Below are 24255 nucleotides of genomic sequence, written 5' to 3'. Positions count from 1 at the left end.
CAGAGCAGGAGGCTATGGAGATGAATCATAACAATTTGCCAAAAACCGTGCTGCATGCACAGCAGGTTCGTAAATCATTCGGTGTCAGAGGCAACGTTCAGCAGGTGCTTAAGGGGATCGATCTACGTGTCATAGAAGGGGAGTTTGTCGGCATTATGGGGCCGTCCGGCTCAGGGAAGTCCACGTTGATTCATGTACTGTCGACCCTCGATAAAGTGACGGAAGGTAAAATATTCGTCGAAGATGCGGACATCTCAAATATGAAAAATGCCGAGCTGTCTATTTTTCGGCGCAATAAGCTTGGTTTTATTTTTCAGGATTATAATTTGCTGGACACGTTGAGTGTAAAAGAGAACACTTTGCTGCCCGTATCGCTTGGCAAGTTGAATAAGAAAGCGGCCGAGGCAGCATTCCAGACGATTGCCGCAGACCTGGGCATTTTGGAAATTGCCGATAAATATCCGCATGAAATTTCCGGAGGCCAGCGGCAGCGGACTTCTGCGGCACGGGCATTGATCCACGAGCCCTCCATTGTATTTGCAGATGAGCCGACAGGGGCGCTGGATTCGAAGGCAGCTTCCTCGCTATTGGGAAAGCTGGAGGCGCTTAATCGGTCGCGCAGCCTAACCATTATGATGGTTACGCATGATCCGGTAGCCTCAAGCTATTGCAGCAGGGTCGTGTTTTTGAAGGATGGCCAGCTGTATTCGGAAGTGTACCGTGGTAGCAAAACCCGGCAAGCCTTTTACAAAGCTATTATGAATGTGCAGGCTGTGCTCGGAGGTGACCACGTTGACACTGTTTGAGCTGGTCATCCGCAGCATGCGCAGCAATATGAAGCATTATTATCTCTATTTTTTTGCGCTTATTGCCAGCACGGCCCTTTATTTTGTATTTGCTACCTTGCAGCACGATACTTCCATCATGGCAGCGACATTCGGAGATGTTCAATTCGCTTCGTTGTTTAAGGTGTCAGGGATGCTGCTGCTGGCCATTGTCATCCTATTCATTTTGCAAGCAAACCGTATTTTTCTGGGACGCCGCAGCCGTGAAATCGGGCTATATCAGCTGGTAGGTCTGACCCGCAGAGGGGTGCTGCTGCTGCTCGTTGCCGAGCATATGCTGCTTGGAATAGGTGCGCTCCTTCTTGGTATCGGGTCTGGTGCGCTCGCTTCGCGACTTTTTATCCTTATTCTGATGAAGCTGATCGGTATTGAAAAGGTCATAACCCTCTCATTCTCAAGCTCAGCGGCTGTTCAAACTGCTATTGTATTTGCCATGCTAATCGGTCTTACATGGATACAAATCGTGTTTAAAGTTTATTTTACTACACTCCTCGAGCTGTTCAAGAACGATCGGCAGGGGGAGCATCCGAGACAGCCGAAAGCGGTTCTCTCCGCCATGATGGGACTGCTCAGCTTGGCGCTGATCGGGGCGGGCTATATGCTAGCTGGCAAACCGTTTAGTCAGGAGCCGTTTCTGCAAATGCTGGTTATTCTGGCTTCAACCATACTCGGAACCTACCTGCTGTTTCGTGTCACAATCGGCTGGCTGCTTTACTTTGTACGAAGGAGCAAGAACGGACAGCTTGGGTTGAAAAACAGCTTGTCATTGGCTCCGGTTATGCATCGAATGAAAGCCAATGCGAGCTCACTTACGCTCATAACGGTTTTGTCGGCGATGACTCTGACCATGGTGGCAATCGCATATTCGCTGTATTACTCAGCCGAGAGCGAGGCCCGCGGGCTGCTGCCTTACGATTTTATTTTTGAAAATAAGGGGCAGGCTGCAAGTTCATTTGGTGCGGAGCTGGAGCAGGCAGAGCTAACGTTTAAGCATCAGGCGGTTGAGGCTGTTCGGCTGACAGGTCAATTGGGCAATGGCAGGGAAGGAGAGCGCAGTCTCCTGCTGCTTGCAGCGGAACAACTGCAGGCGAGCGGTGCCGATATTGTCATGCCTGGGGAAGGCGAGGCCGTCTGGTACAAAGGACATAGGGATGCATTAAGCAAGGAGACGGATACCGTACTTTTTCCGCAAACCGTGGATTTTGAAGCAAGCGGAATTCCCCTAGCCATTAAGGTGATCAAAGGCCTAGATCGTTATGCGATGAACTACTACGTAAAAGGTAGTCAACTCATCGTATCCGAGTCGACCCTGCATGCTATTCGGGAGCAGCTGCCCGCTGCTTCTGAATCGGCAACCATTCGGATAAATACGTACCAAGTTGCAGCTAAGAGCGAGCGCGCAGCGGCAGCGGGCTACTATGCAAAATATGCCAAGGCAGATGAGAACCGGCCGGACTTTGACACCTATTATAAGCAGTCGCTTCAAAAGTTCGGACTCATCATTTTTATAGCAGGTTTTTTAGGACTTATATTCCTGGTGGCGACTGGCAGCATTTTATACTTTAAGCAGATGACAGAGGCGGAGCAGGAGAGGAAGAGCTATACTATTTTGCGCCAGCTTGGGTTCGGAGAACAAGAGATTATGGGCGGTATTATCCGTAAACAGCTGTTCGTGTTTGCGATTCCACTGGTGATTGGACTTGTCCATTCCATTGTCGCCGTAAAAGCAGCTTCAGCGCTGACGTTGTCAGATATTACATTTCCGGCAGCTGCGGCCATGGCGATGTATACGGTCATTTATTTCGTGTTCGCTGTGCTTACCGTAGGTTATTATCGCCGAATCGTTAGGCTGGCGTTGTAGCAGCTAGGTTGGTAAGCTGCTTAGGAATCCTTCATCCAACAAACAAGCTGGAGCCCGTAAAGAGGCTCTAGCTAACCGCCTGCCTGACTCATTTTTCTCTATTTACAAACCAATGGTCGGTTTGTATAATCAGAATATATACATAAATCGCTACATTTAAACGGGAGGCAAACGATGAAGAATGAAGAACGCCGGAAGCAGACCATCCGGCAATTGCTGGATGCAACGAAGGAACTGCTGCAGGACAAAAGCTGTCATGCAATTACTTTGAAGGATATTATGGAGCAATCGCAATTATCCAAAGGAGCTATTTTTCATTACGTGAACAGCAGGGATGAGATTTTTGCCTGGGTGCTGCAGGATCGACTCGAAAGCATCAATGAACATTTTAACGCCGAAGTTGCCAAAACCACGGGTAAATCATTCGAAGGACCGATGCATATTATTTCCAAAAACCTTGCAGGGTTGGAAGACAGTGATGAAGTGACGAACAAAGTACTTCTATATTTGCTGGGCAGGGAGGATGAACCCGCTATCGCGGAAGTGCTCCAGCATTTTTATGAGCGATCGGTGTTTTTATCTAAGCAATGGATTGTAGCGGGTCAGGAGCATGGGGTGATTGAGGAGACGGTGAATCCAGATATAACGGCTGAATTGTTCGTTCTGCTGTCGTTAGGGCTGCGTGTCCGGGCGTCCTTCCCCTTATCATCAGCCTCACTTGCTGTGAAAGAGCTAACGGACTTCATGGCCGGCATCCTCAAGAAACAGTAGTTCCTCGATAAAAACAAGGTATCACTATCGATTATTTTTTATATCATGCTTGCAATAAAACTTCTAAATGATACGGAGGAATCATCATGGCACCATTAATAGCCCTTGTCGCATCTTTTTTGTTATTCAGGATCATAGGTTTGCTGGGCTTATCCTATTTCGATGATTGGCATACAGCCTTGCAGGCAGCGATAGCCATTATGTTTTTGCTGACCGCTTCCGCTCATTGGGGTAAACGCAGAAAGGATCTCATACGTATGGTTCCGCCTGCTTTTCCAAAAAAAGAATGGATCGTGACTGTAACCGGATGCCTGGAAATTGCCGGAGCAATCGGTATATGCCTGCCTGCATTTTCACTTGCTGCTGCTATAGGCTTAACGTTGATGCTCGTCGCCATGTTCCCGGCCAATATCTATGCGGCACGCGAAAAAATGACGATTGGCGGCAGGCCTGTACCAAAGCTGCCTTTCCGTGTCTTGCTGCAGCTTATCTTTATTGCAGCGATTCTGCTAGCCTCCCCGTTGTTCGGGCAGTGAGCTTGACCTAGAGACAGAATAGTGATCAAGCGCTGTGATATCTAGTACAGGGCTGACTAAGCCTACAAGCCATTTATATGATAACTTATAGGCATAGGCTGCCTTTCATTTACTGTCCGCTAACCCCTATTGATTTAATTCCCAAGTACTACATTGTCCACATAAACGGCAGTGGTTCCGGAAGCGTTGCTGGCACCGATGAATTGAATGCCATATTCCTTAATATCGGCCAAATTTACACCTGCCAAATCCAGTGTCAAATTTGCCTGGCCACCCGCACTAATAGTCACCCAGCCGCTATCCTTCCAAGCGTAGCTGCTGCCATGCTTGACGAATAGCTTTACACCTAACCCAGAGCCGTAGCTGCCCCAGCTCGCACCTTTTACTGTAGCCCTAAGCTTCGTATATCCTGTGAAATTGGTATTGCCGCTTTTAAATAAATAATGCGCGCTGCCACCGGACATGGTAATATCGCCTTGCAGCGAACGAGAGCCCTGCGAGCTCCACGCGGTAGTTGACCAAGGTCCTCCAACTAATGAAGTACTGCTCCATCCCTCTGTTCCGGCTTCAAAAGTAGCGAGTACGCTGCCACCGCCATTGCCACCATTGCCGCTCAAATATTGCCGCAGCCATTGCAAGGCGGGACGCTCAACGCCAGAGCTTGTAATGAGATGACTTCCAGTAACCCAAGTCTGGTTCTGGATATATCCCCATAGCGTAATGCCTTTGACCGCTGGATGCTCCCACAATACCGGGAACTTCTGCTGATATCTGGCCAGCTGCGTGGCGTCATCACCTGTCATGTCAAGCTCTGACACATAAATAGGCAATCCGGTTGCTGCCAATGTATTCAGAACCGAGTTCATTGTGCTTACGGACACCGTGTCCATATTAAAGTAGTGGGATTGAATTCCGATTCCGTCGATTAACCCTCTGTTTTTGAGAAGATTAATAATTTGAACGTATGTTGCGGCTTTGCTAGGATCACCAATGATGCCATATTCATTTAGCAGCAGCTTCGCATTTGGAAAAGCAAGACGTGCTTGCTCGAACGACCAGATTACCCAATCCCATCCGGTTGCGCCATCTCCTCCAATGGCATTGCGGAAGGATGGTTTGGCATGCAAGGGCTCATTGACCACATCTACATACTCCGCATTTGGATAACGCTGGGCAGCCGCCTGAATCCATTGAATAACCTCTGCCCGCTGATCAGCTGCGGAAAGCCCTCCTATCCATCCAGGTTCCTGGCTGCCCCATACTAGCGTATGGAACTTGAAAGGGAAGCCGTTATTTTTCGCGTAATTATAGGCGGTATCTGCCGCGCCCCAGTTCATGCTGTTTCTTGTTGATTCCACGGCTCCCCACTTGGTCGAGTTTTCTGGCGTCACTTGGTTCCAGTAGGTGCCAAAATTTGATGGAGTACTGCCCGCAATAATATTTCCCAAAAATTTGTTACCCGAGGCTAGTCCAGCCGAAGCTTGATTGCTCCAGGCAGATGGTATTAATGATACGACAAATGCAAACACGGTACACCAAATAATGAGTTTTGACCTTAGCATAACTGATAGCTCCTTCACAATGAATGATTTCAGTATCGTCTCATCTCTCTATCATCCTCTCGGGGTTCCACAGCCTCCTTCTTCTTTGGAATATAAAGCGCTTACAATTTTATTATATCAGCAAATGGATTAAAAAACAAAAAATAGCAAATTTTAGATAGATAGGAATTTCACATCTCTGGCTTGCGCTCCGGAAAATTTTTTTTGATAATGAGAATGATTCTTACTATAATGAAAGAGTTGGAAGCGATAAAAAGAAGCGGTAAACAGACATGGAAGGTGAACATAATGAAGTTGCAGGAACAATTGCCCTTATGGAATCATGCGGCTATACGGGTGCTTGATGTTCGTCGGTCTATGCTGCGATTGGGTGACGGGGTGCACGGCTTCCGTTTGCCGGCGAGCGCCTTCTTGGTAGCTGTTGCTGGAGAGGCGAGAGTCCTCATTGACGGTACCGAGCATATCGTCGACCGTTGTTATGTATGCCACGCTGGAAAAGGAGCAACGATTGACATTAAACAAGTTGCTGAGCCATTCGATTACTATATGATTTTTTATAAAGCCGTTCTCGCTGTGCCCAGCCGCAAGGAGCTGCTAAATGTGTATAGGGACAACAATCCCTTCCAAATGCAATATGGCTTCGCTCCTAACTATCCCCTCGGTGTTCTTGCGAAAATAGAGCAAATGCACACCTACTGGCTGCTGGATGCCCCATTGGAGAAATTCCATGTGAGAGCTATTTTTCACCAATTGGTGTACGACCTTCTGCTGCAGCTCCATGCGCATGAAGGAACGCCAATGGCTCAGCCGAACTATGTAAGCCAGACGATTCGGTTTATGGAAGAGCGTTATGCCGAGCCCATCAGCCTCCAGGATATAGCAAGTACCCTTCATTGCAGCGAAAGGCAGCTGCAGCGATTATTTAAGGCGAAGCTGAGTATTGGACCGCTGGAATATTTAATCCGAATTCGTATGGATCATGCGCAAGCGATGTTATTGAATACGAATTTACCGCTAAAGGTAATCGCGGAATCGGTAGGCTATGGGGATAGTTATTATTTTAGCCGAGCTTTTAAGAAGCATTGCGGCGTTTCCCCGCTTTATTTTAGGCAAAACCGTCGCATAAGTTCATCCTATGTGTCGGGATATTCCATTGGCTCTCGTTCTAATCTCTCCTATAATAATGAAGGTGATAATCATTATCAACATATTAGCGGGGGAGTTTTAGGAATGAATAGGAGCAAGGGGTCTATTTTAGCGGTCAGTTTGATGTTGAGTTTAATCTTGTTATTGAGTGCATGTGCAACTGCGCCCGGCAATAGTTCAGGGAACAATACAGGGGGAGCAAGCCCAACGAGCACCGTTTCATCCAATACAAACGCTGCGCAAACGGCACAACAAGCTTATCCGGTCGTTATTAAACATGCTAAGGGTGAAATAACGCTGGAGCAGCATCCTACGAAAATTGCGGTGCTTGATACTAAGTTTGTGGATCAGCTGGTGACGTTAAGCGAGCAGCCTGCGGGCAGTGTGAAAGCTGCGGCAGATAAAACCGATTTTCCGGAGTATTTATCCGAGAAGCTGACGGATGTTAAATTGCTCGGTACGAGAGATGAGCCGAATTTGGAAGCTATTGCTGCTATGGAACCGGATTTAATCATTTGTACAGAGTTTCAGGAAAAAGTATATGATAGCTTGTCTAAAATTGCGCCTACCATCATGCTCGATTTTGATGAAAATTGGCGCGATACATTAACGACCTTCGGCAAAATTACAGGGAAATCAGAAGAAGCGAGTGCTGTTCTGGAAGCATATAACGAGAAAACAGCTAAGCTGAAGGAAGAGCTTAAGGCCAAGCTGGGAGATCAAACCGTTGCGCTTATTCGCCCACGTGATGAAGGTATTCGCATTCATACGCCAAGCCACCGCACAGGAGACATTCTATATAACGATCTAGGCTTGTCTGCTCCACAGCAGGTGCTGGATGAGAAGGATACGGCTTATCAAATTTCGTTTGAGGCTTTTCCAGAAGTAGGGGCAGACCATTATTTCCTCGTGCATGACGACATGTTCAAGGAGGTCGTTGAGGAGTTCCAGCAGACTGAAACTTGGAAAAGTGTTGAAGCCGTGAAAAACAATCAAGTTTATGAAGTAGATTCGAACATCTGGATTGCTTATTATGGGCCGATTGCGATTAATATGATTGTGGATAGAACGGCAGAAATTTTCCTTGGAACGCGATAACATGCCGATCAATCTTTCACCAGCACAGTGGAAAGAGCTTGAAGTGAGGTTCAAGTTTACGCCTGAAAAAAAGGATCTGCCTGCTGCTCTCTCCATTGTAGCCCAAGATTTGCTAGACCTAGAGAAATGCGAGTCTTATCTGGATCAATTAGCAAATGAAATAGGGGCGCCATCAAGAAGGGTAGCAGCGTCCATGCTCGCAAAGCGATATGCTTTTTTATTCGTTGCACCTATCTTGTATGCGATGACCGTGTACAACAAGGGCTTACCGTTAACGGTAAATAACTGCCGACTGGCTTCGCCTGATGAAAGCGAAAGTAAGGTGAGCGGCTCCAAGTTTCCTAATTTAAGCGTTGATGGACTGGAGGTTACCGAGCCGGAGGCGGGAAAACGGCTGGAATGGCGGGAGCAAATGCTGCGTCAGCTATTTGCGGAGCATCTTTCGCCCTTATTTCGTTCATTATCCGCAGCTGGCAAAGTTCCGCTGGCGATTTTGTGGGAAAATGCCTTTGTCCGCATAGCTCCGCTGTATGAGGATGGTTTGGAGGAGGCAGAGGGCGATCCATCTGTTATACAGCGTCTTCATGACGATTTCAAGTTTATGACAGAGACTGCATCAGCGGACCTGTTTGGAGAACGCCGCAACCCGCTTGCGAGGTTTATAAAACCCAGTCACGCTGGCATTGCCGGGGAAATGATCGCTTCCATTCGGCAAACCTGCTGCTTTTATTACGAAATGTCCTCCGAATATTGCAGAGCTTGTCCGAAGCCTCTCTAGCTGTCATTGACAAAAGGGAGGGAGACTAGGGCGTGTCTGAGAACTCTGAGGACAGCAAATTTTGCCGAATTTTCGTTCCATGCAAGGCGCGCTTGTGAAGGCGTACCGGGGGTACGTCAAGCAAACGGAACGAAGCAGGGTCGAAAAGGCGGTGAAAGGTGCCACTGAACGGGTTTTCAGACACGCCCTAGACGATTGTAAATTCAATCGTTTAAGAGACCCGCATGTAAGCTATGGATACGATAATAAGTTTCAGCAGAAAAGCAGCTATCGGTATGATGCCGATAGCTGCTTTTCATTTTTTTAATTTGACTTCCTTTTTTAATTCAACTTAATCGCAGTAAGACTGCCATTTGTTTTAAAATCCGTTGTATAGGAAACGGTAGCTGTGGCGGAGTAGGTGCCAGTGGGTCCTGTGATGGATATCGTGGGAGCGGAGGAATAACCTGCACCTGCATTTATGATTTTAATTCCGGTCACTTTGCCGTTCGCTAATACGGTTGTAGCGGTCGCCGCCGTATGCGTCCATAACTCACCCTTGCTGCCATTGTAACGATAGTAGTTTGAAACCTCATCGAGACGGTCGTTGGTAATGCCATAGGGAGCAAGCACCTTCAGCAGAGCTGCTTTATTAGATTGTGCCTGCTCAGAGGTAGGTCCATCGCTTCCGGCGCCTGCTGGTGTTACACCGCTGAAGGCTTCCCTGAATACTTCGGCAGATACGTCAAGCGCGGCTGCAATGAGTACGACGGGTCTGCCATGATCCACGGAATCAGTGTCAAAACCGCCTGTGATCGAGATTGTATAACCGTTCTGATCGGTTACGCTGGTGCTAGCTCCTGATCGAGGCCCCGCATGTGCAGCTGGCTTAGAATTTGCAGAAACCGGAGAGGAGGGGGGATTTTTGTCCGGTTTTTTTTGCTTATGGACTTGGGGTGGGACTGTTTCGTTGGCAGTGGTCAATTGAATGGCACCTGCACTCACCGCAAGCAGAATCAGCAGGGTGACAATCGTTTTTTTTGCTTTCATTGGGGGAAGCTCCTCTCAAATGGGGGGGATGTTGTTCTATAGCTAGATTAATATAGCTATGTGTCAGGAAGATGTTGAGGGAGCATGGCGGGGAACTAGGATATGTATGCAAACGTGAGTGAGCCAGATCCTGATAGAAGCCAGCGTCACACGTATGCCGTTTCTAGCCAACCAATCATGATTTTTGAATTAGCTTCCACATAAAAATACACCCTCGCAAACATAAAGCGCGAACGTGTATTTTATGATTAAGCAGAACAGTGTTCGATTCTATTTCGGACGATGACTTTACTTATTAAAGATAGGTATTTCGCCGAGCAGCTTCTTCAAGTTAATTGCATCCCATGGCATATGCTCCGTTATGCCTAATCCAACTACCTCTGTTTCTTCTGACAATTCTTTAATCAGATGAAGTAGCTGAGGCATTTGCATGGTTCCCGCAGGAGAATAAGTATAAGGCGCTTCAGGGTTCGCGAACAATAGGGAACGAAATGCTTTTGGATCGAGCACATCTAAATCAAGATGAATAGCTAGGTGCTTAATTTTGCTTTCTTTAATCCACTTTTTTATAGATTCCGTGCTGCTTGCTAACTCTTCAGTCCCTGCCGTTCTAATTCCTAATCTTTGAATGACTTCGGAATCTGGTTCTGTAGGAGCAATGCCTAGTCTTTGAAATGCTTCTGAAATCACTTCTATTTCTTGTGCTGTAGGAGCTGCAAGTCCCGCAATAAAGACATTTTCAGGCTTTAGAGGGATTTTCACATGTTTTGCAAAATCCGCATCACCTTCTCCGAGCAGATTTCCGAGCGGTAAGGTATGTCCGTTATCGTAGCCCGCATATCTAACTAAATCACTGTGAGCATCAATCCAAATTAAGCCTAATTCCCCGCCGTAGCGTTCGTTTAAATAGGCAAATGGGGCTTGCTCGACTAAGCAGTCGCCACCAAACATGATGATGCGGTCTGGCTTATGCGCCTTAATAATATGCTGAGCAGCCTCTAATTGTTCAAGCAGCTGTTGTCTCCCATTCATACCGTTCTCGTGTTTAAGTGGAGTGCCGTCATAAGCTTGCACTGGCACATGGATAAGGGGTTGATCATTGCCTGGAGCTAACCAAGCAAGCAATTCAGCTCCAAAAGAGTAGTTAGGGTTATAGCCCCCTTGCCATTGTGGCATTAACAGGCGTATTGTTTTATTAGTCATGTTTTGCTCTCCCTTACATCAAAGTAAGGCTAGTATAAACTGAACGCAAATTAAAACGTAGTACGCACTTTATTGATAGGTACTACCCGAGAGGATAGTGTAAATATGAGTATGGCTGAATATAAAGGTAAAGTTAAAAATATTCAAGATACACCTTTTGGTTACACAGTGTCAGTTATTGGTGGTAAATGGAAAATGGTTATTATTTATCTCCTGGCAGAAAATCAGCCGATTCGCTTTAATGATCTGAAAAGACAGATAGGAACGATTACTTATAAAACATTGAGTTCACACCTTAAAGAATTGGAAGCGGATGGTTTGGTGAATCGGAAAGAGTATCCTCAGATTCCGCCTAAGGTCGAATACAGTCTCACAGATAAAGCGGAAACGCTATTGCCTGTCTTAGAACAGTTATGTGAGTGGGGAGAAAAAAATCAAAATATATAATATATATTATATATAGACGTAAAAACGAGGTGTGTCTGCCTGCGAGAGTCTGCCTGCTCCGCCTTGCTTAGCGCTTACTCAAGGCCAAGCTCATCGGACGATTCAAGGCTTACGAAACCGCAGCCTTCCATGGTGGCTGAAAACATGGTTACAGCGAACACTTTTGCTTAGAAAACGCAGCCGGGACGCTCAGCTCCTTTTTGAAGGACTGAGGGTCCGCTATTCTGGATTTTAACCCCATTTCTGGTCTTATGCGGACAGGGGAATCGCTATTGCCCACATAATCACCTCAAAATGGCTTTCGCCAGCCCATTAGCGTCTCCTGAGTCCGCAGCCTGTACCAAAACCCATGCTTCTGTTGAAATAGCTGCCGCTGTGTCCGCTACAAGTCGATCATTGTGATGGTTAGACACCTAGACACCTAGATAGCTAGACCCGAAACGGCCTCACGAACAATTACGGCTGCTTAGGGAGCAGTAGCTGGAACGTCGTTCCCTGGGGCGAACTGTGCTTCAAATTCAGCTGGCCTCCCATGGCGATGGCAAGCATCCGGCTGTAGGTTAGACCAAGGCCGAGGCCGCCGACAGAAAGCTTGTTACGCTCACCGCGAAAGTATCGCTCAAAAATATTTTTCTGCTCCTCATCCGGTATGCCGGGACCGTTATCCTGAACAATCATTTCATAGCTGCCAGCTGATGATTGCGATAGGGATACATGGATGAGGCCGCGGCCTTGCAGCGCTTGTCTGCTATTGTTTAGCAAATTCACAATAATTTGCTGAATGCGGCTGGCGTCCCCGACAGCTAGGAAAGCTCCGCTCGGAATATCGGCTGTTAGCTCGAGCCCCTCTACAGGATCAAGCAATCCCCATTGGTACACAATTTCTCCAACCAGCTTGCCGAGATCAAGCGAGTCCTGCCGAACGCTGATTTTGCCGGAAGCAAAGGCATTGAAATCCAGCAGGTCGGTGACCATATGCTGAAGCCGGCGTGTCTGCTGCAAGGAGATGTCGAGAAATTCCTCAGCCTCCTCCTCCGCAACCACTTGATCGCGAACGGCATGAATAAGGCCATGAATGGAGGAAATCGGTGTTTTCAGCTCATGGGTCACGCCAGCAAGCAGCTCCGTCCGCAGCTCTTCCAAAGTGCCGAGGCGTGCAGCCATCGTCTGGAACGACACCAGCAGATCGTGTATTTCCTTTTCCTTCACATGGTTGGGGACGACGACCTGATAATTGCCAGCCTCCATCTGATTAAGTGCTTCGGCGAGCTGCTTGATCGGCCTTCTTAAATTTCGAGATAGAAAGAAAATGATGAGCCAGCCAAGCAAGCCTGAGCCAAGGAGCAGAGAAGCAATGAGGCGATAGTTCTGATTAACATGAACTAACTCCTTATAGGCGTAGGAAATGACAATCGATCCGATCGCCTCCTCTTTATTTTCGCCCCATATGGGAGTTGTCAGCGTGTATTGATCATTCGATATGGTGACGTTCAACTCGCCCGAAAGTGGAGGCACAGCCGGAGCAACTTCACTGTCTCTGGGACCCTGTTTAAGAAAAATAATGTTCCCGCTATGATCAAATATGCGCAGCGAAAATTGCCCTGGCAGCGAGTAACGGCGCTGGGTGCGGTCGATCCATTCATAGAAATTGCCCGGAATGTACCCGTTCTCATTGCTCACATACTGCGAGGCGACCATTGCAAAGGTTTTGAGATTTTGCTTCCGCTCATGAAGCGTTTCCTGGCGAATCCAGAAAATCGATACCAATCCGATGGCAAGCAGTCCAATGAATAAGGTGAGCACGTAACGAAAGGTCCAGCGGCTGAGCAGCGTTTGGCGGCGATTATTGGGTGTTGGCATAAAGCATATACCCCGTCCCCCGCAAGGTGCGGATTTCTCCTTCTTCTGGCGGCCAATGCAGCAGCAGCTTGCGCAAACGCTTAATGGCCAAATCTACCGCGCGGTCGCTGCCCTCATAATCCATGCCCCATACTTTATCTATTAACTGCTCGCGGTAAAAAATCTGGTTCGGATGCTCGGCGAGGAACATGAGCAGCGACAGATCACGGGGCGTGATCGAAAGACTGGCGCCATTTAAATAAACCGTATGTGATTTAAAATCAATGCGAATGCTGCCAAAAGTGACTTGTTCCGAGCTGACGAGTGAGCGGGGCGGCCGTCTGAGCACCGCATGGATGCGGGCAACAACCTCTTCTGGCTCAAAAGGCTTTGTCATATAATCGTCCGCCCCTTCATTAAGTCCAAGAATCCGGTCGCTTACATCGCCTCTGGCTGTCAGCATAATGACGGGACAAGCGCTTTTGTAGCGGATATGGTTCAAAATCTCCCAGCCATTCATTCCCGGCAGCATGACATCGAGAATAATGAGCGTGGGCGTTGTCGCATCAAAAGCTTTAATAGCCTCCAAGCCATTTCGATATATGTTGCAATTGAATCCCGCCTTGCGTATATAAGCAGCGAGCACCCTTGAGATGGCGTCTTCGTCTTCGACAATCATAATCGTATTCATAAGCAATCCTCCGATGTGGCGGTCTAACATACAGTCACCTCTGAAAAAAGTATACCGCCTGAGCTAGGGAATGACTATACGCTGCACTTAATGCTGACACATATTTTAAATGGTTATTGAGTCAGGGGGATGTCGGACGAGGGGAAGGGCGAGGGTATGCAGCATAATGGCTCACATAAACGCATAATTGAGAAAAACGGCATTTCAGATAAAAGCTTCTGAAATACCGTTTTGAATCCCGCCTAATTCGTATTTATTTGATTGATCCGCCTGTCTTGATTTATTTCGCTTAGCATATAGGCGGCAAACTCCGTCAACCGTATGTATGTGCTCTCATTTTAGCTGTCAATTATTAAGACTGATTCAGATAATCGTTAACGATTCAATCACCCAGCGCTTTTTCGTCAAGGGCGTGCTGCTTTATTCGGTTAAAGATTAAGGCGCTTTCATGCCAAACGTGACAAATTCGTTACTTATGGTAGGAAAGTGGCGGCACGCCTATCGTTAACACTGGCTTTATGCAGGGCAAATCCCTTATAATGCTAGATAGAAATGTTATGGGGGAGTGTATCGCGTGAGTTTAGTTGATGTCAGCAATGTCTCGGCAACATTATTTATATTGGGCGTTGTTTTTTTGCTGCTCATTTTCGGATTGCTGAGCTTTGGCATTATGCGTATGTTCGGGCAGCGGTTCCGTTCCGGTTGGATGTGCATCGGTGGGGCAGTTGTCAGCTTCGTTGTATTTATGTTGATATTAAATCGATGGTTCCTGTAGCCCAGGGATTTTGCGGTTAGAGGAGGCGTCGATATGTTTTGGACAGCAGTATGGTTTATTGTTAATATGTTTTTTGTCACTTCATTAATTTTATTTCTATTTATGCAGCGCTCTTATACGCTCGCTAAGCTGGAAGCGGGTAGCGGCGACAAGCTTCGCAAGGCGCACAAAATACGACTGACGTTTGGAATTATCAGCCTGATTTTGTTTGTCGCGATGGTCGCCAGCTTCCTTATTAATATGCGGTTGAACGGTTAAAATAGCAGCGGCAGGAAGGCTCTCATTGACGAGAGTCTTTTTTTTCGGCATTATTGGGAGAGAGAGAATTTCAGAAGCAGGAGGTTTGTCGCATGAGTACACATGCACATTCACATACGAATACGATTGAAGATATTGTGAGAATCATGTCGAGCCAAGGTTTGCGTATTACCGACCAGCGCAAGACGCTTGCTAAGCTATTTGCAGAATCGCCAGGCTATTTGGCTCCTAAGGACGTATATGAATACATGGGCAAGTCCTACTCCGGACTTAGCTTTGATACGGTATACCGCAACCTGCGCGTCATGGAGGAGCTGGGCGTACTGGAGCAGGTGGTGTTCGAGGAGGGTGTGAAGTTCAAGCTCCATTGCCGCGAGCATGATCATCACCATCATATGATTTGTCTGAACTGCGGCAAAACGTACCCGATTATGTGCTGCCCAATGGAACAGACAACGGCGCCCGCTGACTTCCGAATCGTCAAGCACAAGTTTGAAGTATTCGGTTATTGTAAAGACTGTGACCAGGAAGAAGCAGCAGCGGCTCAAAGCTAATGGAAAAAAAACCTGTTGCCATTAGCGTATTTCAGGCGCCGATTCATTTTTACCGCAAAGCGATTTCACCGCATTTGCCGCCTTCCTGCCGCTTTGCTCCAACCTGCTCCGCGTACGCATTGGAGGCCATCGAGATGCATGGCGTGCTAAGAGGCTCATGGCTTGCAGCTCGGCGAATTAGCCGCTGTCACCCGTTTCACGCCGGTGGCTATGATCCGGTTCCCCCTGTAAAAGGCGGAAAGCAGAGCAACGGGGATCGGCCTACTTGACAGAAGGGCTGGCGGTTCGGTATATTTTGTCATATATGAGTCTGATGAATGGATAAGTACAATGGAAGCTGCGTCGCAGAGAGCCGGGCAATAAGGTGCGAGCCGGTACGGGCAAAGTTGGAATATGGTCCTGGAGGATCTGTTTTTGAGCAGCGCGGGTGGCTGGGCTTGACCAGTCGGCAGCGGGTAAGAGGGCAGCGTTTGACCGGCGTTAACGGTATTGTCCGCCTTCAATCGGCGGCACACGAAGCCATTGCATTTTTCTGCAAATGAGGAGAGGATGCAAGGGGAATTTGGGTGGTACCACGTGAGTTTGATACTCTCGTCCCATGTTGGACGGGAGTTTTTTGCGTTTTTATGTGTTTTTGGAATCGAAAATTGGGAGGCTGCTGAAATGGCAAATGACAACAAAACGTTTTATTTGACAACGCCGATTTATTATCCGAGCGACAAGCTGCACATAGGGCATGCGTATACGACGGTGGCGGGCGACGCGATGGCAAGATACAAGCGGCTGCGCGGCTACGACGTCTGGTTTTTGACTGGAACCGATGAGCATGGACAGAAAATCGAGCGCAAGGCACAGGAGCAAGGCAAGACGCCTCAGCAATTCGTCGATGATATCGTTGTCGGCATTAAAAGCTTGTGGTCAAAGCTGGAAATCTCCAATGATGATTTTATTCGCACGACGGAGGAGCGCCATAAGAAGGTCGTTGAGAAAATTTTCGATCAGCTGCTGAAGCAGGATGATATTTATAAGGGCACGTATGAAGGCTGGTACTGTACACCGTGCGAATCCTTTTTCCTAGAGCGCCAGCTTGAAAATGGCAATTGTCCGGATTGCGGTCGTCCGGTCGAGCTGGTTAAGGAAGAGAGCTATTTTTTCCGGATGAGCAAATATGCGGATCGCCTGCTTAAGCTTTATGAGGACAACCCGCATTTTATTCAGCCGGAATCACGTAAAAATGAAATGATCAACAATTTCATCAAGCCGGGCTTGGAGGATCTTGCCGTATCGCGTACGACCTTCGATTGGGGAATTAAAGTGCCAGGAGATCCGAAGCATGTCATTTATGTGTGGATCGATGCTTTGTCCAACTATATTACGGCGCTTGGCTATGGCAGCGATGATCCCGAGGCTGTCGCTAAATATGAGCGCTTCTGGCCGGGGGATGTCCATCTTGTGGGCAAGGAAATCGTTCGCTTCCATACGATTTATTGGCCGATTATGCTCATGGCGCTCAACCTGCCGATTCCGAAAAAGGTATTTGCCCATGGCTGGCTGCTCATGAAGGACGGCAAAATGTCGAAATCCAAAGGCAATGTCGTAGACCCTGTCATGCTCATCGACCGTTATGGCCTCGATGCAGTCCGTTATTATTTGCTGCGCGAGGTGCCTTTCGGCGCGGATGGCACCTTTACGCCGGAAAACTTCGTCGAGCGCATTAACTTTGATCTCGCCAATGACCTTGGCAATTTGCTTAATCGTACCGTTGCGATGATTGATAAATATTTCGACGGCGAGATTCCAGTTTACGCTGGACAAATCACGCCATTCGACGCTTCGCTTGAAGCGCTGGCGCAGGATACGATTGCTTCTGTAGAAGCTGCCATGGAAAACATGGAGTTTTCCGTTGTGCTCGCAGCGATCTGGCAGTTCGTCAGCCGGACGAACAAATATATTGATGAGACGCAGCCATGGACGCTGGCGAAGGATGAAGGAAAGCGCGCAGAGCTGGCTGCGGTTATGCAGCATTTGGCAGAGGCGCTGCGCATCACGTCGATCATGCTCCAGCCGTTCCTGACGCATGCGCCGCGAGAGCTATGGAAGCAGCTCGGCATTCAGCCGGGCGAGCTGACGTCATGGGAGAGCATGCGCACGTTTGGACAGCTGCCGGCAGGGACGCGAGTGCAGAAGGACAGCCCGCTGTTCCCGCGCCTGGAGACGGCGGATGAGGTTGCTTTTATCGCAGCCGAGATGGGCGGCGGCGCAGCCAAGGCGGAAGCGCAGCCAGAAGCTGCGCAGCAAGCGGCTGGCGCTGGAGCGGAAGGAGCCGCAGCAGACGCGGCTTCGGTGGAGAGCAAGGAAGAAATCGGCATCGACGATTTCGCCAAGGTAGAGCTGCGAGTGGCACAGGTCATCGCTGCCGAGCCCGTGAAGAAAGCCGACAAGCTGCTGAAGCTGCAGCTCGATCTCGGTTATGAGCAGCGCCAAGTCGTATCGGGCATTGCGAAATTTTATACGCCGGAGTCGATTGTCGGCCGTAAAGTGATTTGCGTTACGAACTTGAAGCCGGTGAAGCTGCGCGGAGAGCTGTCGCAGGGGATGATTCTTGCTGCGTCGCACGGCGACCAGCTAACGCTGGCTACAGTGCCGGACGATATGCCGAACGGCGCCGTTGTGAAATAAAAGGGAATGCAGTATAGCAGGCAGTATAGGAGGGAACCGTACGGAGCTAATCCGCTGCGGTTCTCTTTTTATCCTATGAGGGAAGCGGGGGCGGAATAGACACAGAACGGCCATACTCGCTTGGTGATCTGCTTAGAAGAGACAGGGAACCTACGAATAGCAGTTGACAGTGATGCCAAGCACTCGTATAATCTGAACGTAATCATAACGATTAGCAAGGTGAAACGGCTGTCGCCGTCCTTTGGCGGCGCAGCGCGTTTCACTACGAGAAATATAAGCCTAATGATAAGTGTAAAACTTATAAATTCTTATATTTTAAAAGAAAACGGTTTTTACAGAAATGGAGCATTTGCGAAATGAAAAATTTATTTTCAAGCAAGAAAATAACGGCTATGGCCGCTTTATTGTTATCTGTTGTACTTGTGCTGTCCGCCTGCGGCAGCAATTCGAAGTCTTCTATTGTAGAAGGCAAGACGAATGTCGTGACTAGTTTTTATCCCCTCTATTATTTTGCCTCAGAAATTGGCGGAGAATATGTCAATGTCGTCAATCTAATTCCGGCAGGTGTGGAGCCGCATGACTGGACGCCGAAAAGCCAGGATCTGAGCACCGCCTCCAAAGCGCAGCTGTTTCTGTACAATGGCGCAGGGCTGGAAGGCTGGACGGACAGCTTTCTGAAGGGATTGCCTAACGATCAAACGATCATTACCGCCGAAATGAGCAAGGGCGTAGAGCTGATTCAAGGAAATCCAGAAGAAGAGCATGACCACAGCGGAGAAACGGCAGAGGAGCATGCCGAGCATGAAGAACATGCGGAGCATGACGAGCACAGCGATGGGGCAGAAGGAGCGGCTGCGGATGAGCATGATCATGAGCACGCCTTGGATGTTGATCCTCATACTTGGGTCAGCCCAAAATCGGCAATCATTATGGCTGAAAATGTGAAAAACAGCCTCATTCAAGTGGACAGTGCCCACAAAACCGAATATGAGGCGAACTATGAAGCGCTGCAAAGCAAGCTTGCAGCACTCGATGCGAAGTTCGAGCAGGAGCTGTCCAAGACATCGATGAAGGATATTGTGGTATCCCATCAGGCATTTGGTTATTTGGCCCGCGACTACGGCTTGACGCAAACGGCTATAATGGGATTATCGGCTGATGCAGAGCCTAGAGCGCAGGATTTGCTTAACATCGCCAAATTTGTGAAGGAAAATGGCATTCGCTATATTTTCTTCGAGGAGCTTGTATCTCCAGCGCTTGCTGATACGCTCGCGAGTGAAGCGAAGGTAGAAACCTTGATGCTGAATCCGGTAGAAGGGCTGACGCCAGAGCAGGAGAAAAACGGCGATACCTACATTACGCTCATGGAAGCGAATTTGCAAAATCTTCTGAAAGCACTGCAATAAGGAGCTGCGAGGAAATTAACGGTACTTTATTTCGTCGCAGTCTCTAGGTATACGGTGCTGTATAAATGATATAATCAGGGAAGTATAGCAATATAGTAAAAGGCAAGGGAGGTTGACAGGATGCAACAAATGACAGAGATGCGACCGGAAACGGACTTGCTGCCTGGCCCAGCAGGAGACTGCCATCAGGATATTATTTCGCTGGAGGGCGTTACCTTCTCGTACCAGCAGCAGCGCGTCATTACGGGGCTTAATCTGAGCGTTCGCGAGCGTGATTTTATCGGGCTGATTGGCTCGAACGGTGCGGGAAAAACGACACTGCTCAAAATGATTGTCGGCTTGCTGAGGCCTGAGAGCGGCGTCATTCGTTTATTCGGTGAGCCTGTAGGCCAGTTTAAGGCATGGGAAAAAATCGGTTATGTGCCGCAAAAAAATGCATTTAATCCGCTTTTTCCAGCTACGGTTCGTGAAGTGGTGATATCCGGTCTATACGGCCGCAATAAGCTGTTTCGCCGCATAACAAAGAGCGATCACTTAAAGGCAGATGATGCGCTGCATGCGATGAAAATTGAGGATTTGGCGGACAAGCGAATCGGCCAGCTATCCGGCGGCCAGCAGCAGCGTGCTTTTTTGGCGCGGGCGCTCATTAACAATCCGTCGCTGCTCATTTTGGATGAGCCTACAGTGGGGATCGACGCCGAGACGCAGGAAAGCTTCTTCCATATGATCAAGCATATGCATCAGCATCACAACATCACCTTTCTCATGGTGTCCCATGATATGGAGATGATCCGCACTTATTTGGGGCTGCATCAGGCGGCGCAAAGCGGCAAGCTGAAATTTTATAAAAAGCATTCGCATGATTTGCAAAATTGTGCGCAAGATGATCTGACTCACAGCCTGCGCGGGCTTCGTAAGGAAATGGATAGCAGAGAAGAGGTTGTTCAGGTTGGAGATCGTTACTAGCGAATTTTTTCAAAGGGCGCTGATTGGCGGCTTGCTTATCGGAGTGACAGCACCGCTGATGGGCATTTTTCTCGTGCTGCGCCGTTTGTCCATGATTGGCGATACGCTGTCGCATGTATCCATTGCAGGTGTTGCGCTTGGTTTCTTAATTGGGGTATATCCGGTTGCAGTAGGCTTGCTGTTCGCTGTTGCGGCTTCATTCGCAATCGAAAAGCTGAGGAAAGCTTATAAATCCTATGCCGAGCTGTCAATTGCGATTATTATGTCGGGAGGCGTTGCGCTGGCTTCAATATTGTTTACAATGGGCAAGGGCTTTAATGTCAATGTCACCGGCTATTTATTTGGCAGCATTTATACGCTGAGCAATATCGATTTAATTACGATTGCCGTTGTAACGGTTGTCGTTCTTGTAGCCATCAGGCTGCAGGTGAAGGAGCTGTTTTTGCTCACATTTGACGAGGATGCAGCAGCGGTGAGCGGGTTGCCGGTCCGTTTTTATAATGTTATGATTAGCGTGCTAACCGCGCTTGTCATTAGTGCTTCCATCAAAATTGTTGGAGCGCTGCTTGTGTCTGCGCTGCTGACGATTCCAGCGGCTTGCAGTCTTATTATTGCGCGCAGCTTTCGGCAGAGCATTATTACCGTCGTCATTATTGGTGAAATTGCCGTTATTTGCGGCTTGATGATTGCAGGGATTTGGAACTTGGCTCCTGGCGGCACGATCGTGCTTCTGTTGATTGTTATTTTGCTGGGCCTCTTGCTGTTCAAGCGGGGAATTAGAACAGGGAGTTAATCAAAATCGAGGTGCTGTACGGTGAACGATATTAATATTTGGCTCGCACTTGGGGCTGGCTTTGCCTCCTTTATCTCTCCATGCTGCTTGCCCTTGTATCCATCTTATTTGTCTTACATAACCGGTATTTCTGTCAGCGATCTCAAAAATAATGAGCATACGAGCAAGCATATGCGCTCCCGCACGATGCTGCATACGCTGTTTTTCATTATCGGCTTCTGTACGGTGTATTACACGCTTGGCTACGGCACGAATGTGTTCGCTGAAACCTTCAGTGAGTATGAGCCGCTCATTCGCAAATTATCGGCGATTTTGATTGTGCTGATGGGGCTGTTCCTGCTCGGCGTTTTTCAGCCGCAATTGCTAATGAAGACGCGTAAGCTACCTTTCGATCCTTCGAAAAAAACGGGCTATTTGGGCTCGTTTATTTTTGGTATCGGATTTTCGGCCGGGTGGTCGCCATGCACAGGTCCTGCCTTAACGGCCATTCTGGCATTGGCGGCATCCGAGCCGAATACCTGGTTTAAGCTGACAACGGCATATGCTCTAGGTTTCGCCATTCCTTTTTTCGTATTAGCCTTTTTCCTTGGCTCAGCGAGATGGCTGCTGAAATATACGAATACGGTGATGAAGGTGGGCGGAGCAATTATGATTGTGCTCGGCATTATGCTCTTCACGGATCAAATGACGCAAATTACGTCGTGGCTTAACCTCATAACGCCGGATTGGCTGAAGTTTTAAGCTTTATGAGTTAAGTGAAATATTCAATTTTCGCTTGTGGAAAATGCTCAAAGATGCGCTCTGATATAAACAATCGGAGCGCATCTGCTTGTTCTGTAGGGTAGACGTATTTTCCTTGTCCCCAGCGGCCCCATTTGTATTTGCGCTTCTCAATATCCATTTCCAGCTTCGTGCGCGGATAACGGCGCTCGATTACATTTTTTGCTGTTTTCGTAAAGCGGTGCTGGATGAGCTCAAAGGTCAGATCGGCTTGCTTTGCCTCCTCAGGCAGAGCCTCTGCTAGCGATGCGAGCAGCTCGGCGTAGCCTTCCTCCCAGCCGTCATGCCAGATAATTGGCGCAATGATAAAGCCGAGCGGATAACCGGCTTTAGCTACCTTGGCTGCGGCTTCAATCCGCTGCTCGAAGCGCGAGGTGGCCGGCTCGAAATTTTTAATCACGTATTTGCTGTTGACGCTGAAGCGAATGCGAGTATGGCCATTATGCTTAACATCCAACAGGGAATCCACATGATGAAATTTGGTGACGAAGCGCAGTCTGCCAAGAGGCTGCTCCGCCATAAATTCAATGAGCTCGCGCAGACTGCCTGTAATCGGCTCCAGCCCGACGGGATCGGACGTACAGGCTGCCTCGAAGCGAGTGATTTCCGGTGCTCGCTCGTCGATGTATTCCTTGGCCGCGTCTATAATATCATCGATGTTGACGTAAACGCGAATATAGGGCTTGGCGCCAAGCGTCGTCTGCAAATAGCAATAATGGCAATGCGCCATGCAGCCGGTGGCAATGGGAATAGCATATTCCGCTGAAGGCTTGGACGTTTCGAAGGTTAACGTTTTGCGAATGCCGACGACAAGTGTTCGTTTGGCAATCCGGTATTTTTCCAGCTCGGTTTCACCGGGCAAATTGGTAATCCGGTTATGCGAGCTGGTCATGCGGAAAGGAATGCCTTCCTTTTGAACCCAGTCATAAATGCGCTTGCCTTTCGGATAGTTGAGCGCATCCGGCTCAAAATAGACGAGCTCGGGAACGAAGGATAAGCTTTTCAGCGCTGCTTTCGGACGCTCCTCTACGGTGGAAGCCATGGGCCGCCCCCTCCTTTGCTTTGATGCTTCAAAATAAGAAGCTTACGCTATAATATGCGACAAAGGAAAGGGCTTCAAACTGGGAGTTGCAAGGTGAAACGGCCGAAAGCCGTCCTCTGGCGGCGCAGCGCGTTTCAGTCCGAGAAATATAAGTCTAATGATAAATGTGAAACTTATAAATTCTTATATTTCAAGAAATGCCGCAATCGCTAATGTCATTAATTATTGTGTACCCCGGATTGTCCTTAAGGTTGCAGACAGGTTTCAAAACAGTGTATGATACTAAAGTAACGCCGAGGAAACAAGGTGAAAGAAGTTGGGTTAGGGGGTTCTTCAATGCCGACACCGAGCATGGAAGACTACTTGGAACGAATTTATAAGCTCATAGACGAAAAAGGTTACGCGAGAGTGTCGGATATTGCGGAAGGGCTGGAGGTTCACCCTTCGTCAGTGACGAAGATGATTCAAAAGCTCGATAAAGATAACTATTTAATTTATGAGAAATATCGTGGCCTTGTATTAACGACAAAAGGCAAGAAGATGGGCAAGCGGCTTGTGGAGCGCCACCATCTGCTGGAATCATTTTTGGCCATTATCGGCGTCCAAGATGAGAATATTTATCAAGATGTCGAAGGCATTGAGCATCATTTAAGCTGGGATTCGATTACCTGCATTGAGACGCTCGTCGCTTTCTTTGAACGCGATCCCTCCCGATTAGACGCTCTTAAAGCGGTTCGCGCTGAGCTCGATAATGAGTGATTATGCAAATATGTTGTGAAACGCAAGCTGATGCAGGTACATGCAAAAAGAGCGTGACCCCCGTAAAAAGGAGGTCACGCTCTTTTTAATTGTCTGCTAGTTGCTAGTGCCCGCTAGAACGGCCTAATGATACTTCGGCAGATCATCATCTTCCTTGCCGCCTTCGATAACGCGGAACGGCGTACGCTGCGATTTCGGGCGTTTGGCAGGCTGTGAGCGGTTGCCTGGGCGCGCCTGAGGCGAAGCAGAGCCGGAACGGCCTCTCCATCGGTCAGGCGGAAACTTGTAAAGCACATAAATGAGGCCGAATACGATAATGGGGATAAGGAATGAACGCATATCTGTCAAAACGCCATAAATAACTCCGATGCCAAGCAAAGACATAATAATAATTGCCGGCACGCTCCATTTTTTAGGCCTGTTTGCCATAATCATTC

At 48.3% G+C, this 24255-nt stretch carries 25 protein-coding genes and 1 pseudogene; 18 read left to right on the top strand and 8 right to left on the bottom strand.

All coding sequences use genetic code 11. The annotated features are described in order from the left end of the window. Positions 1–20 precede the first annotated feature (20 nt). The 4 genes from ACSR9A_RS13325 (at position 21) to ACSR9A_RS13310 (ending at position 4013) form a co-directional block, all read left to right on the top strand. Positions 21–806, top strand: a complete 786-nt coding sequence (locus ACSR9A_RS13325) for an ABC transporter ATP-binding protein (RefSeq protein ID WP_473757662.1) — start codon at positions 21–23, stop codon at positions 804–806. Further along, a complete protein-coding gene (locus ACSR9A_RS13320; protein ID WP_473757661.1) occupies positions 784–2706 on the top strand; it encodes an FtsX-like permease family protein in 1923 nt (640 codons plus the stop codon). Before ACSR9A_RS13325 ends, ACSR9A_RS13320 begins: the two co-directional genes overlap by 23 nt. Positions 2707–2880: 174 nt before the next feature. Next, positions 2881–3477 carry a TetR/AcrR family transcriptional regulator gene (locus ACSR9A_RS13315; protein WP_473757660.1) on the top strand — a complete coding sequence of 199 codons (597 nt, stop codon included), beginning with the start codon at positions 2881–2883 and terminating at the stop codon, positions 3475–3477. A gap of 86 nt (positions 3478–3563) precedes the next feature. After that, on the top strand, positions 3564–4013 hold the full coding sequence (locus ACSR9A_RS13310; RefSeq protein ID WP_473757659.1) for a DoxX family protein: 450 nt from the start codon (positions 3564–3566) through the stop codon (positions 4011–4013). A gap of 134 nt (positions 4014–4147) precedes the next feature. Here the strand turns inward: ACSR9A_RS13310 and ACSR9A_RS13305 are convergent, their stop codons facing one another. Both ACSR9A_RS13305 and ACSR9A_RS13300 read right to left on the bottom strand, forming a co-directional pair. Beyond that, positions 4148–4630 carry a hypothetical protein gene (locus ACSR9A_RS13305; protein ID WP_473758003.1) on the bottom strand — a complete coding sequence of 161 codons (483 nt, stop codon included), beginning with the start codon at positions 4628–4630 and terminating at the stop codon, positions 4148–4150. Beyond that, positions 4628–5575 (bottom strand): annotated as a pseudogene (locus ACSR9A_RS13300) (endo-1,4-beta-xylanase); the annotation flags it as partial. The pseudogene ACSR9A_RS13300 and the gene ACSR9A_RS13305, both read right to left, overlap by 3 nt. A gap of 288 nt (positions 5576–5863) precedes the next feature. On the opposite strand from ACSR9A_RS13300, the gene ACSR9A_RS13295 reads away from it, so the two are divergent. Together ACSR9A_RS13295 and ACSR9A_RS13290 are read left to right on the top strand one after the other, a co-directional pair. Beyond that, on the top strand, positions 5864–7819 hold the full coding sequence (locus tag ACSR9A_RS13295) for an ABC transporter substrate-binding protein (RefSeq protein WP_473757658.1): 1956 nt from the start codon (positions 5864–5866) through the stop codon (positions 7817–7819). Then, positions 7806–8597, top strand: a complete 792-nt coding sequence (locus ACSR9A_RS13290) for an IucA/IucC family C-terminal-domain containing protein (protein ID WP_473757657.1) — start codon at positions 7806–7808, stop codon at positions 8595–8597. The genes ACSR9A_RS13295 and ACSR9A_RS13290 overlap by 14 nt, the downstream gene beginning before the upstream one ends. 321 nt (positions 8598–8918) lie before the next feature. Here ACSR9A_RS13290 and ACSR9A_RS13285 read toward each other — a convergent pair whose 3' ends face one another. Then, positions 8919–9626: a hypothetical protein gene (locus ACSR9A_RS13285; RefSeq protein ID WP_473757656.1), complete on the bottom strand. Its 708-nt coding sequence runs from the start codon at positions 9624–9626 to the stop codon at positions 8919–8921. Between the two features lie 288 nt (positions 9627–9914). Continuing rightward, positions 9915–10829: an arginase family protein gene (locus ACSR9A_RS13280; protein WP_473757655.1), complete on the bottom strand. Its 915-nt coding sequence runs from the start codon at positions 10827–10829 to the stop codon at positions 9915–9917. Between the two features lie 105 nt (positions 10830–10934). Here ACSR9A_RS13280 and ACSR9A_RS13275 point away from each other — a divergent pair, with 105 nt between their 5' ends. Beyond that, positions 10935–11276 (top strand): winged helix-turn-helix transcriptional regulator, encoded by a 342-nt coding sequence (locus ACSR9A_RS13275; RefSeq protein ID WP_473757654.1) that lies wholly within the window; start codon positions 10935–10937, stop codon positions 11274–11276. Between the two features lie 456 nt (positions 11277–11732). On the opposite strand, the gene ACSR9A_RS13270 is transcribed toward ACSR9A_RS13275, so the two are convergent. Continuing rightward, complete coding sequence (locus tag ACSR9A_RS13270; protein ID WP_473757653.1) at positions 11733–13136, bottom strand: sensor histidine kinase; 1404 nt, start codon at positions 13134–13136, stop codon at positions 11733–11735. Then, positions 13120–13806 (bottom strand): response regulator transcription factor, encoded by a 687-nt coding sequence (locus ACSR9A_RS13265; protein ID WP_473757652.1) that lies wholly within the window; start codon positions 13804–13806, stop codon positions 13120–13122. The genes ACSR9A_RS13270 and ACSR9A_RS13265 overlap by 17 nt, the downstream gene beginning before the upstream one ends. Before the next feature lie 574 nt (positions 13807–14380). Here ACSR9A_RS13265 and ACSR9A_RS13260 point away from each other — a divergent pair. From ACSR9A_RS13260 to ACSR9A_RS13215, 10 genes are all read left to right on the top strand, one after another. Beyond that, on the top strand, positions 14381–14581 hold the full coding sequence (locus ACSR9A_RS13260) for a hypothetical protein (protein ID WP_473757651.1): 201 nt from the start codon (positions 14381–14383) through the stop codon (positions 14579–14581). A gap of 33 nt (positions 14582–14614) precedes the next feature. After that, positions 14615–14839, top strand: a complete 225-nt coding sequence (locus ACSR9A_RS13255) for a hypothetical protein (protein WP_473757650.1) — start codon at positions 14615–14617, stop codon at positions 14837–14839. Between the two features lie 92 nt (positions 14840–14931). Then, entirely contained in the window at positions 14932–15393 is a 462-nt protein-coding gene (locus ACSR9A_RS13250) for a Fur family transcriptional regulator (protein ID WP_338551865.1), read from the top strand. Next, complete coding sequence (gene yidD, locus ACSR9A_RS13245; protein ID WP_473757649.1) at positions 15393–15662, top strand: membrane protein insertion efficiency factor YidD; 270 nt, start codon at positions 15393–15395, stop codon at positions 15660–15662. The genes ACSR9A_RS13250 and yidD overlap by 1 nt, the downstream gene beginning before the upstream one ends. 48 nt (positions 15663–15710) lie before the next feature. Beyond that, positions 15711–15935, top strand: coding sequence for a hypothetical protein (locus tag ACSR9A_RS13240; RefSeq protein WP_473757648.1), 225 nt, complete (start codon positions 15711–15713; stop codon positions 15933–15935). Positions 15936–16056: 121 nt separating this feature from the next. Further along, on the top strand, positions 16057–18072 hold the full coding sequence (metG, locus tag ACSR9A_RS13235; RefSeq protein ID WP_473757647.1) for a methionine--tRNA ligase: 2016 nt from the start codon (positions 16057–16059) through the stop codon (positions 18070–18072). Between the two features lie 356 nt (positions 18073–18428). Continuing rightward, positions 18429–19478 carry a metal ABC transporter solute-binding protein, Zn/Mn family gene (locus ACSR9A_RS13230; protein WP_473757646.1) on the top strand — a complete coding sequence of 350 codons (1050 nt, stop codon included), beginning with the start codon at positions 18429–18431 and terminating at the stop codon, positions 19476–19478. Between the two features lie 120 nt (positions 19479–19598). Further along, positions 19599–20444, top strand: a complete 846-nt coding sequence (locus ACSR9A_RS13225; protein ID WP_473757645.1) for a metal ABC transporter ATP-binding protein — start codon at positions 19599–19601, stop codon at positions 20442–20444. After that, complete coding sequence (locus ACSR9A_RS13220; RefSeq protein WP_473757644.1) at positions 20428–21237, top strand: metal ABC transporter permease; 810 nt, start codon at positions 20428–20430, stop codon at positions 21235–21237. Before ACSR9A_RS13225 ends, ACSR9A_RS13220 begins: the two co-directional genes overlap by 17 nt. A gap of 21 nt (positions 21238–21258) precedes the next feature. Continuing rightward, positions 21259–21978, top strand: a complete 720-nt coding sequence (locus ACSR9A_RS13215) for a cytochrome c biogenesis CcdA family protein (RefSeq protein WP_338551858.1) — start codon at positions 21259–21261, stop codon at positions 21976–21978. A gap of 10 nt (positions 21979–21988) precedes the next feature. Here the strand turns inward: ACSR9A_RS13215 and splB are convergent, their stop codons facing one another. Beyond that, entirely contained in the window at positions 21989–23059 is a 1071-nt protein-coding gene (gene splB, locus ACSR9A_RS13210; RefSeq protein ID WP_473757643.1) for a spore photoproduct lyase, read from the bottom strand. Between the two features lie 336 nt (positions 23060–23395). Between splB and mntR the strand changes: the two genes are divergently transcribed. Further along, on the top strand, positions 23396–23818 hold the full coding sequence (gene mntR / locus ACSR9A_RS13205) for a transcriptional regulator MntR (RefSeq protein WP_341278281.1): 423 nt from the start codon (positions 23396–23398) through the stop codon (positions 23816–23818). A gap of 123 nt (positions 23819–23941) precedes the next feature. Here mntR and ACSR9A_RS13200 read toward each other — a convergent pair whose 3' ends face one another. Further along, positions 23942–24247 (bottom strand): hypothetical protein, encoded by a 306-nt coding sequence (locus ACSR9A_RS13200; protein ID WP_473757642.1) that lies wholly within the window; start codon positions 24245–24247, stop codon positions 23942–23944. Positions 24248–24255 lie beyond the last annotated feature (8 nt).

Source organism: Paenibacillus sp. R-74696 (assembly GCF_055814915.1).
This window is presented reverse-complemented; position numbering and strand designations above follow the sequence as displayed.

What these genes read in the sequence shown, in the direction of transcription:
- mntR (WP_341278281.1), top strand. Translation starts at nt 23,396, where the DNA reads ATGCCGACACCGAGCATGGAAGACTACTTGGAACGAATTTATAAGCTC.
- ACSR9A_RS13275 (WP_473757654.1), top strand. Translation starts at nt 10,935, where the DNA reads ATGAGTATGGCTGAATATAAAGGTAAAGTTAAAAATATTCAAGATACA.
- ACSR9A_RS13200 (WP_473757642.1), bottom strand. Translation starts at nt 24,247, where the DNA reads ATGGCAAACAGGCCTAAAAAATGGAGCGTGCCGGCAATTATTATTATG.
- ACSR9A_RS13240 (WP_473757648.1), top strand. Translation starts at nt 15,711, where the DNA reads ATGGATAAGTACAATGGAAGCTGCGTCGCAGAGAGCCGGGCAATAAGG.
- ACSR9A_RS13265 (WP_473757652.1), bottom strand. Translation starts at nt 13,806, where the DNA reads ATGAATACGATTATGATTGTCGAAGACGAAGACGCCATCTCAAGGGTG.
- ACSR9A_RS13280 (WP_473757655.1), bottom strand. Translation starts at nt 10,829, where the DNA reads ATGACTAATAAAACAATACGCCTGTTAATGCCACAATGGCAAGGGGGC.
- ACSR9A_RS13250 (WP_338551865.1), top strand. Translation starts at nt 14,932, where the DNA reads ATGAGTACACATGCACATTCACATACGAATACGATTGAAGATATTGTG.
- ACSR9A_RS13225 (WP_473757645.1), top strand. Translation starts at nt 19,599, where the DNA reads ATGCAACAAATGACAGAGATGCGACCGGAAACGGACTTGCTGCCTGGC.
- ACSR9A_RS13310 (WP_473757659.1), top strand. Translation starts at nt 3,564, where the DNA reads ATGGCACCATTAATAGCCCTTGTCGCATCTTTTTTGTTATTCAGGATC.
- ACSR9A_RS13315 (WP_473757660.1), top strand. Translation starts at nt 2,881, where the DNA reads ATGAAGAATGAAGAACGCCGGAAGCAGACCATCCGGCAATTGCTGGAT.
- yidD (WP_473757649.1), top strand. Translation starts at nt 15,393, where the DNA reads ATGGAAAAAAAACCTGTTGCCATTAGCGTATTTCAGGCGCCGATTCAT.
- ACSR9A_RS13325 (WP_473757662.1), top strand. Translation starts at nt 21, where the DNA reads ATGAATCATAACAATTTGCCAAAAACCGTGCTGCATGCACAGCAGGTT.
- ACSR9A_RS13230 (WP_473757646.1), top strand. Translation starts at nt 18,429, where the DNA reads ATGAAAAATTTATTTTCAAGCAAGAAAATAACGGCTATGGCCGCTTTA.
- metG (WP_473757647.1), top strand. Translation starts at nt 16,057, where the DNA reads ATGGCAAATGACAACAAAACGTTTTATTTGACAACGCCGATTTATTAT.
- ACSR9A_RS13295 (WP_473757658.1), top strand. Translation starts at nt 5,864, where the DNA reads ATGAAGTTGCAGGAACAATTGCCCTTATGGAATCATGCGGCTATACGG.
- ACSR9A_RS13285 (WP_473757656.1), bottom strand. Translation starts at nt 9,626, where the DNA reads ATGAAAGCAAAAAAAACGATTGTCACCCTGCTGATTCTGCTTGCGGTG.
- ACSR9A_RS13270 (WP_473757653.1), bottom strand. Translation starts at nt 13,136, where the DNA reads ATGCCAACACCCAATAATCGCCGCCAAACGCTGCTCAGCCGCTGGACC.
- splB (WP_473757643.1), bottom strand. Translation starts at nt 23,059, where the DNA reads ATGGCTTCCACCGTAGAGGAGCGTCCGAAAGCAGCGCTGAAAAGCTTA.
- ACSR9A_RS13255 (WP_473757650.1), top strand. Translation starts at nt 14,615, where the DNA reads ATGTTTTGGACAGCAGTATGGTTTATTGTTAATATGTTTTTTGTCACT.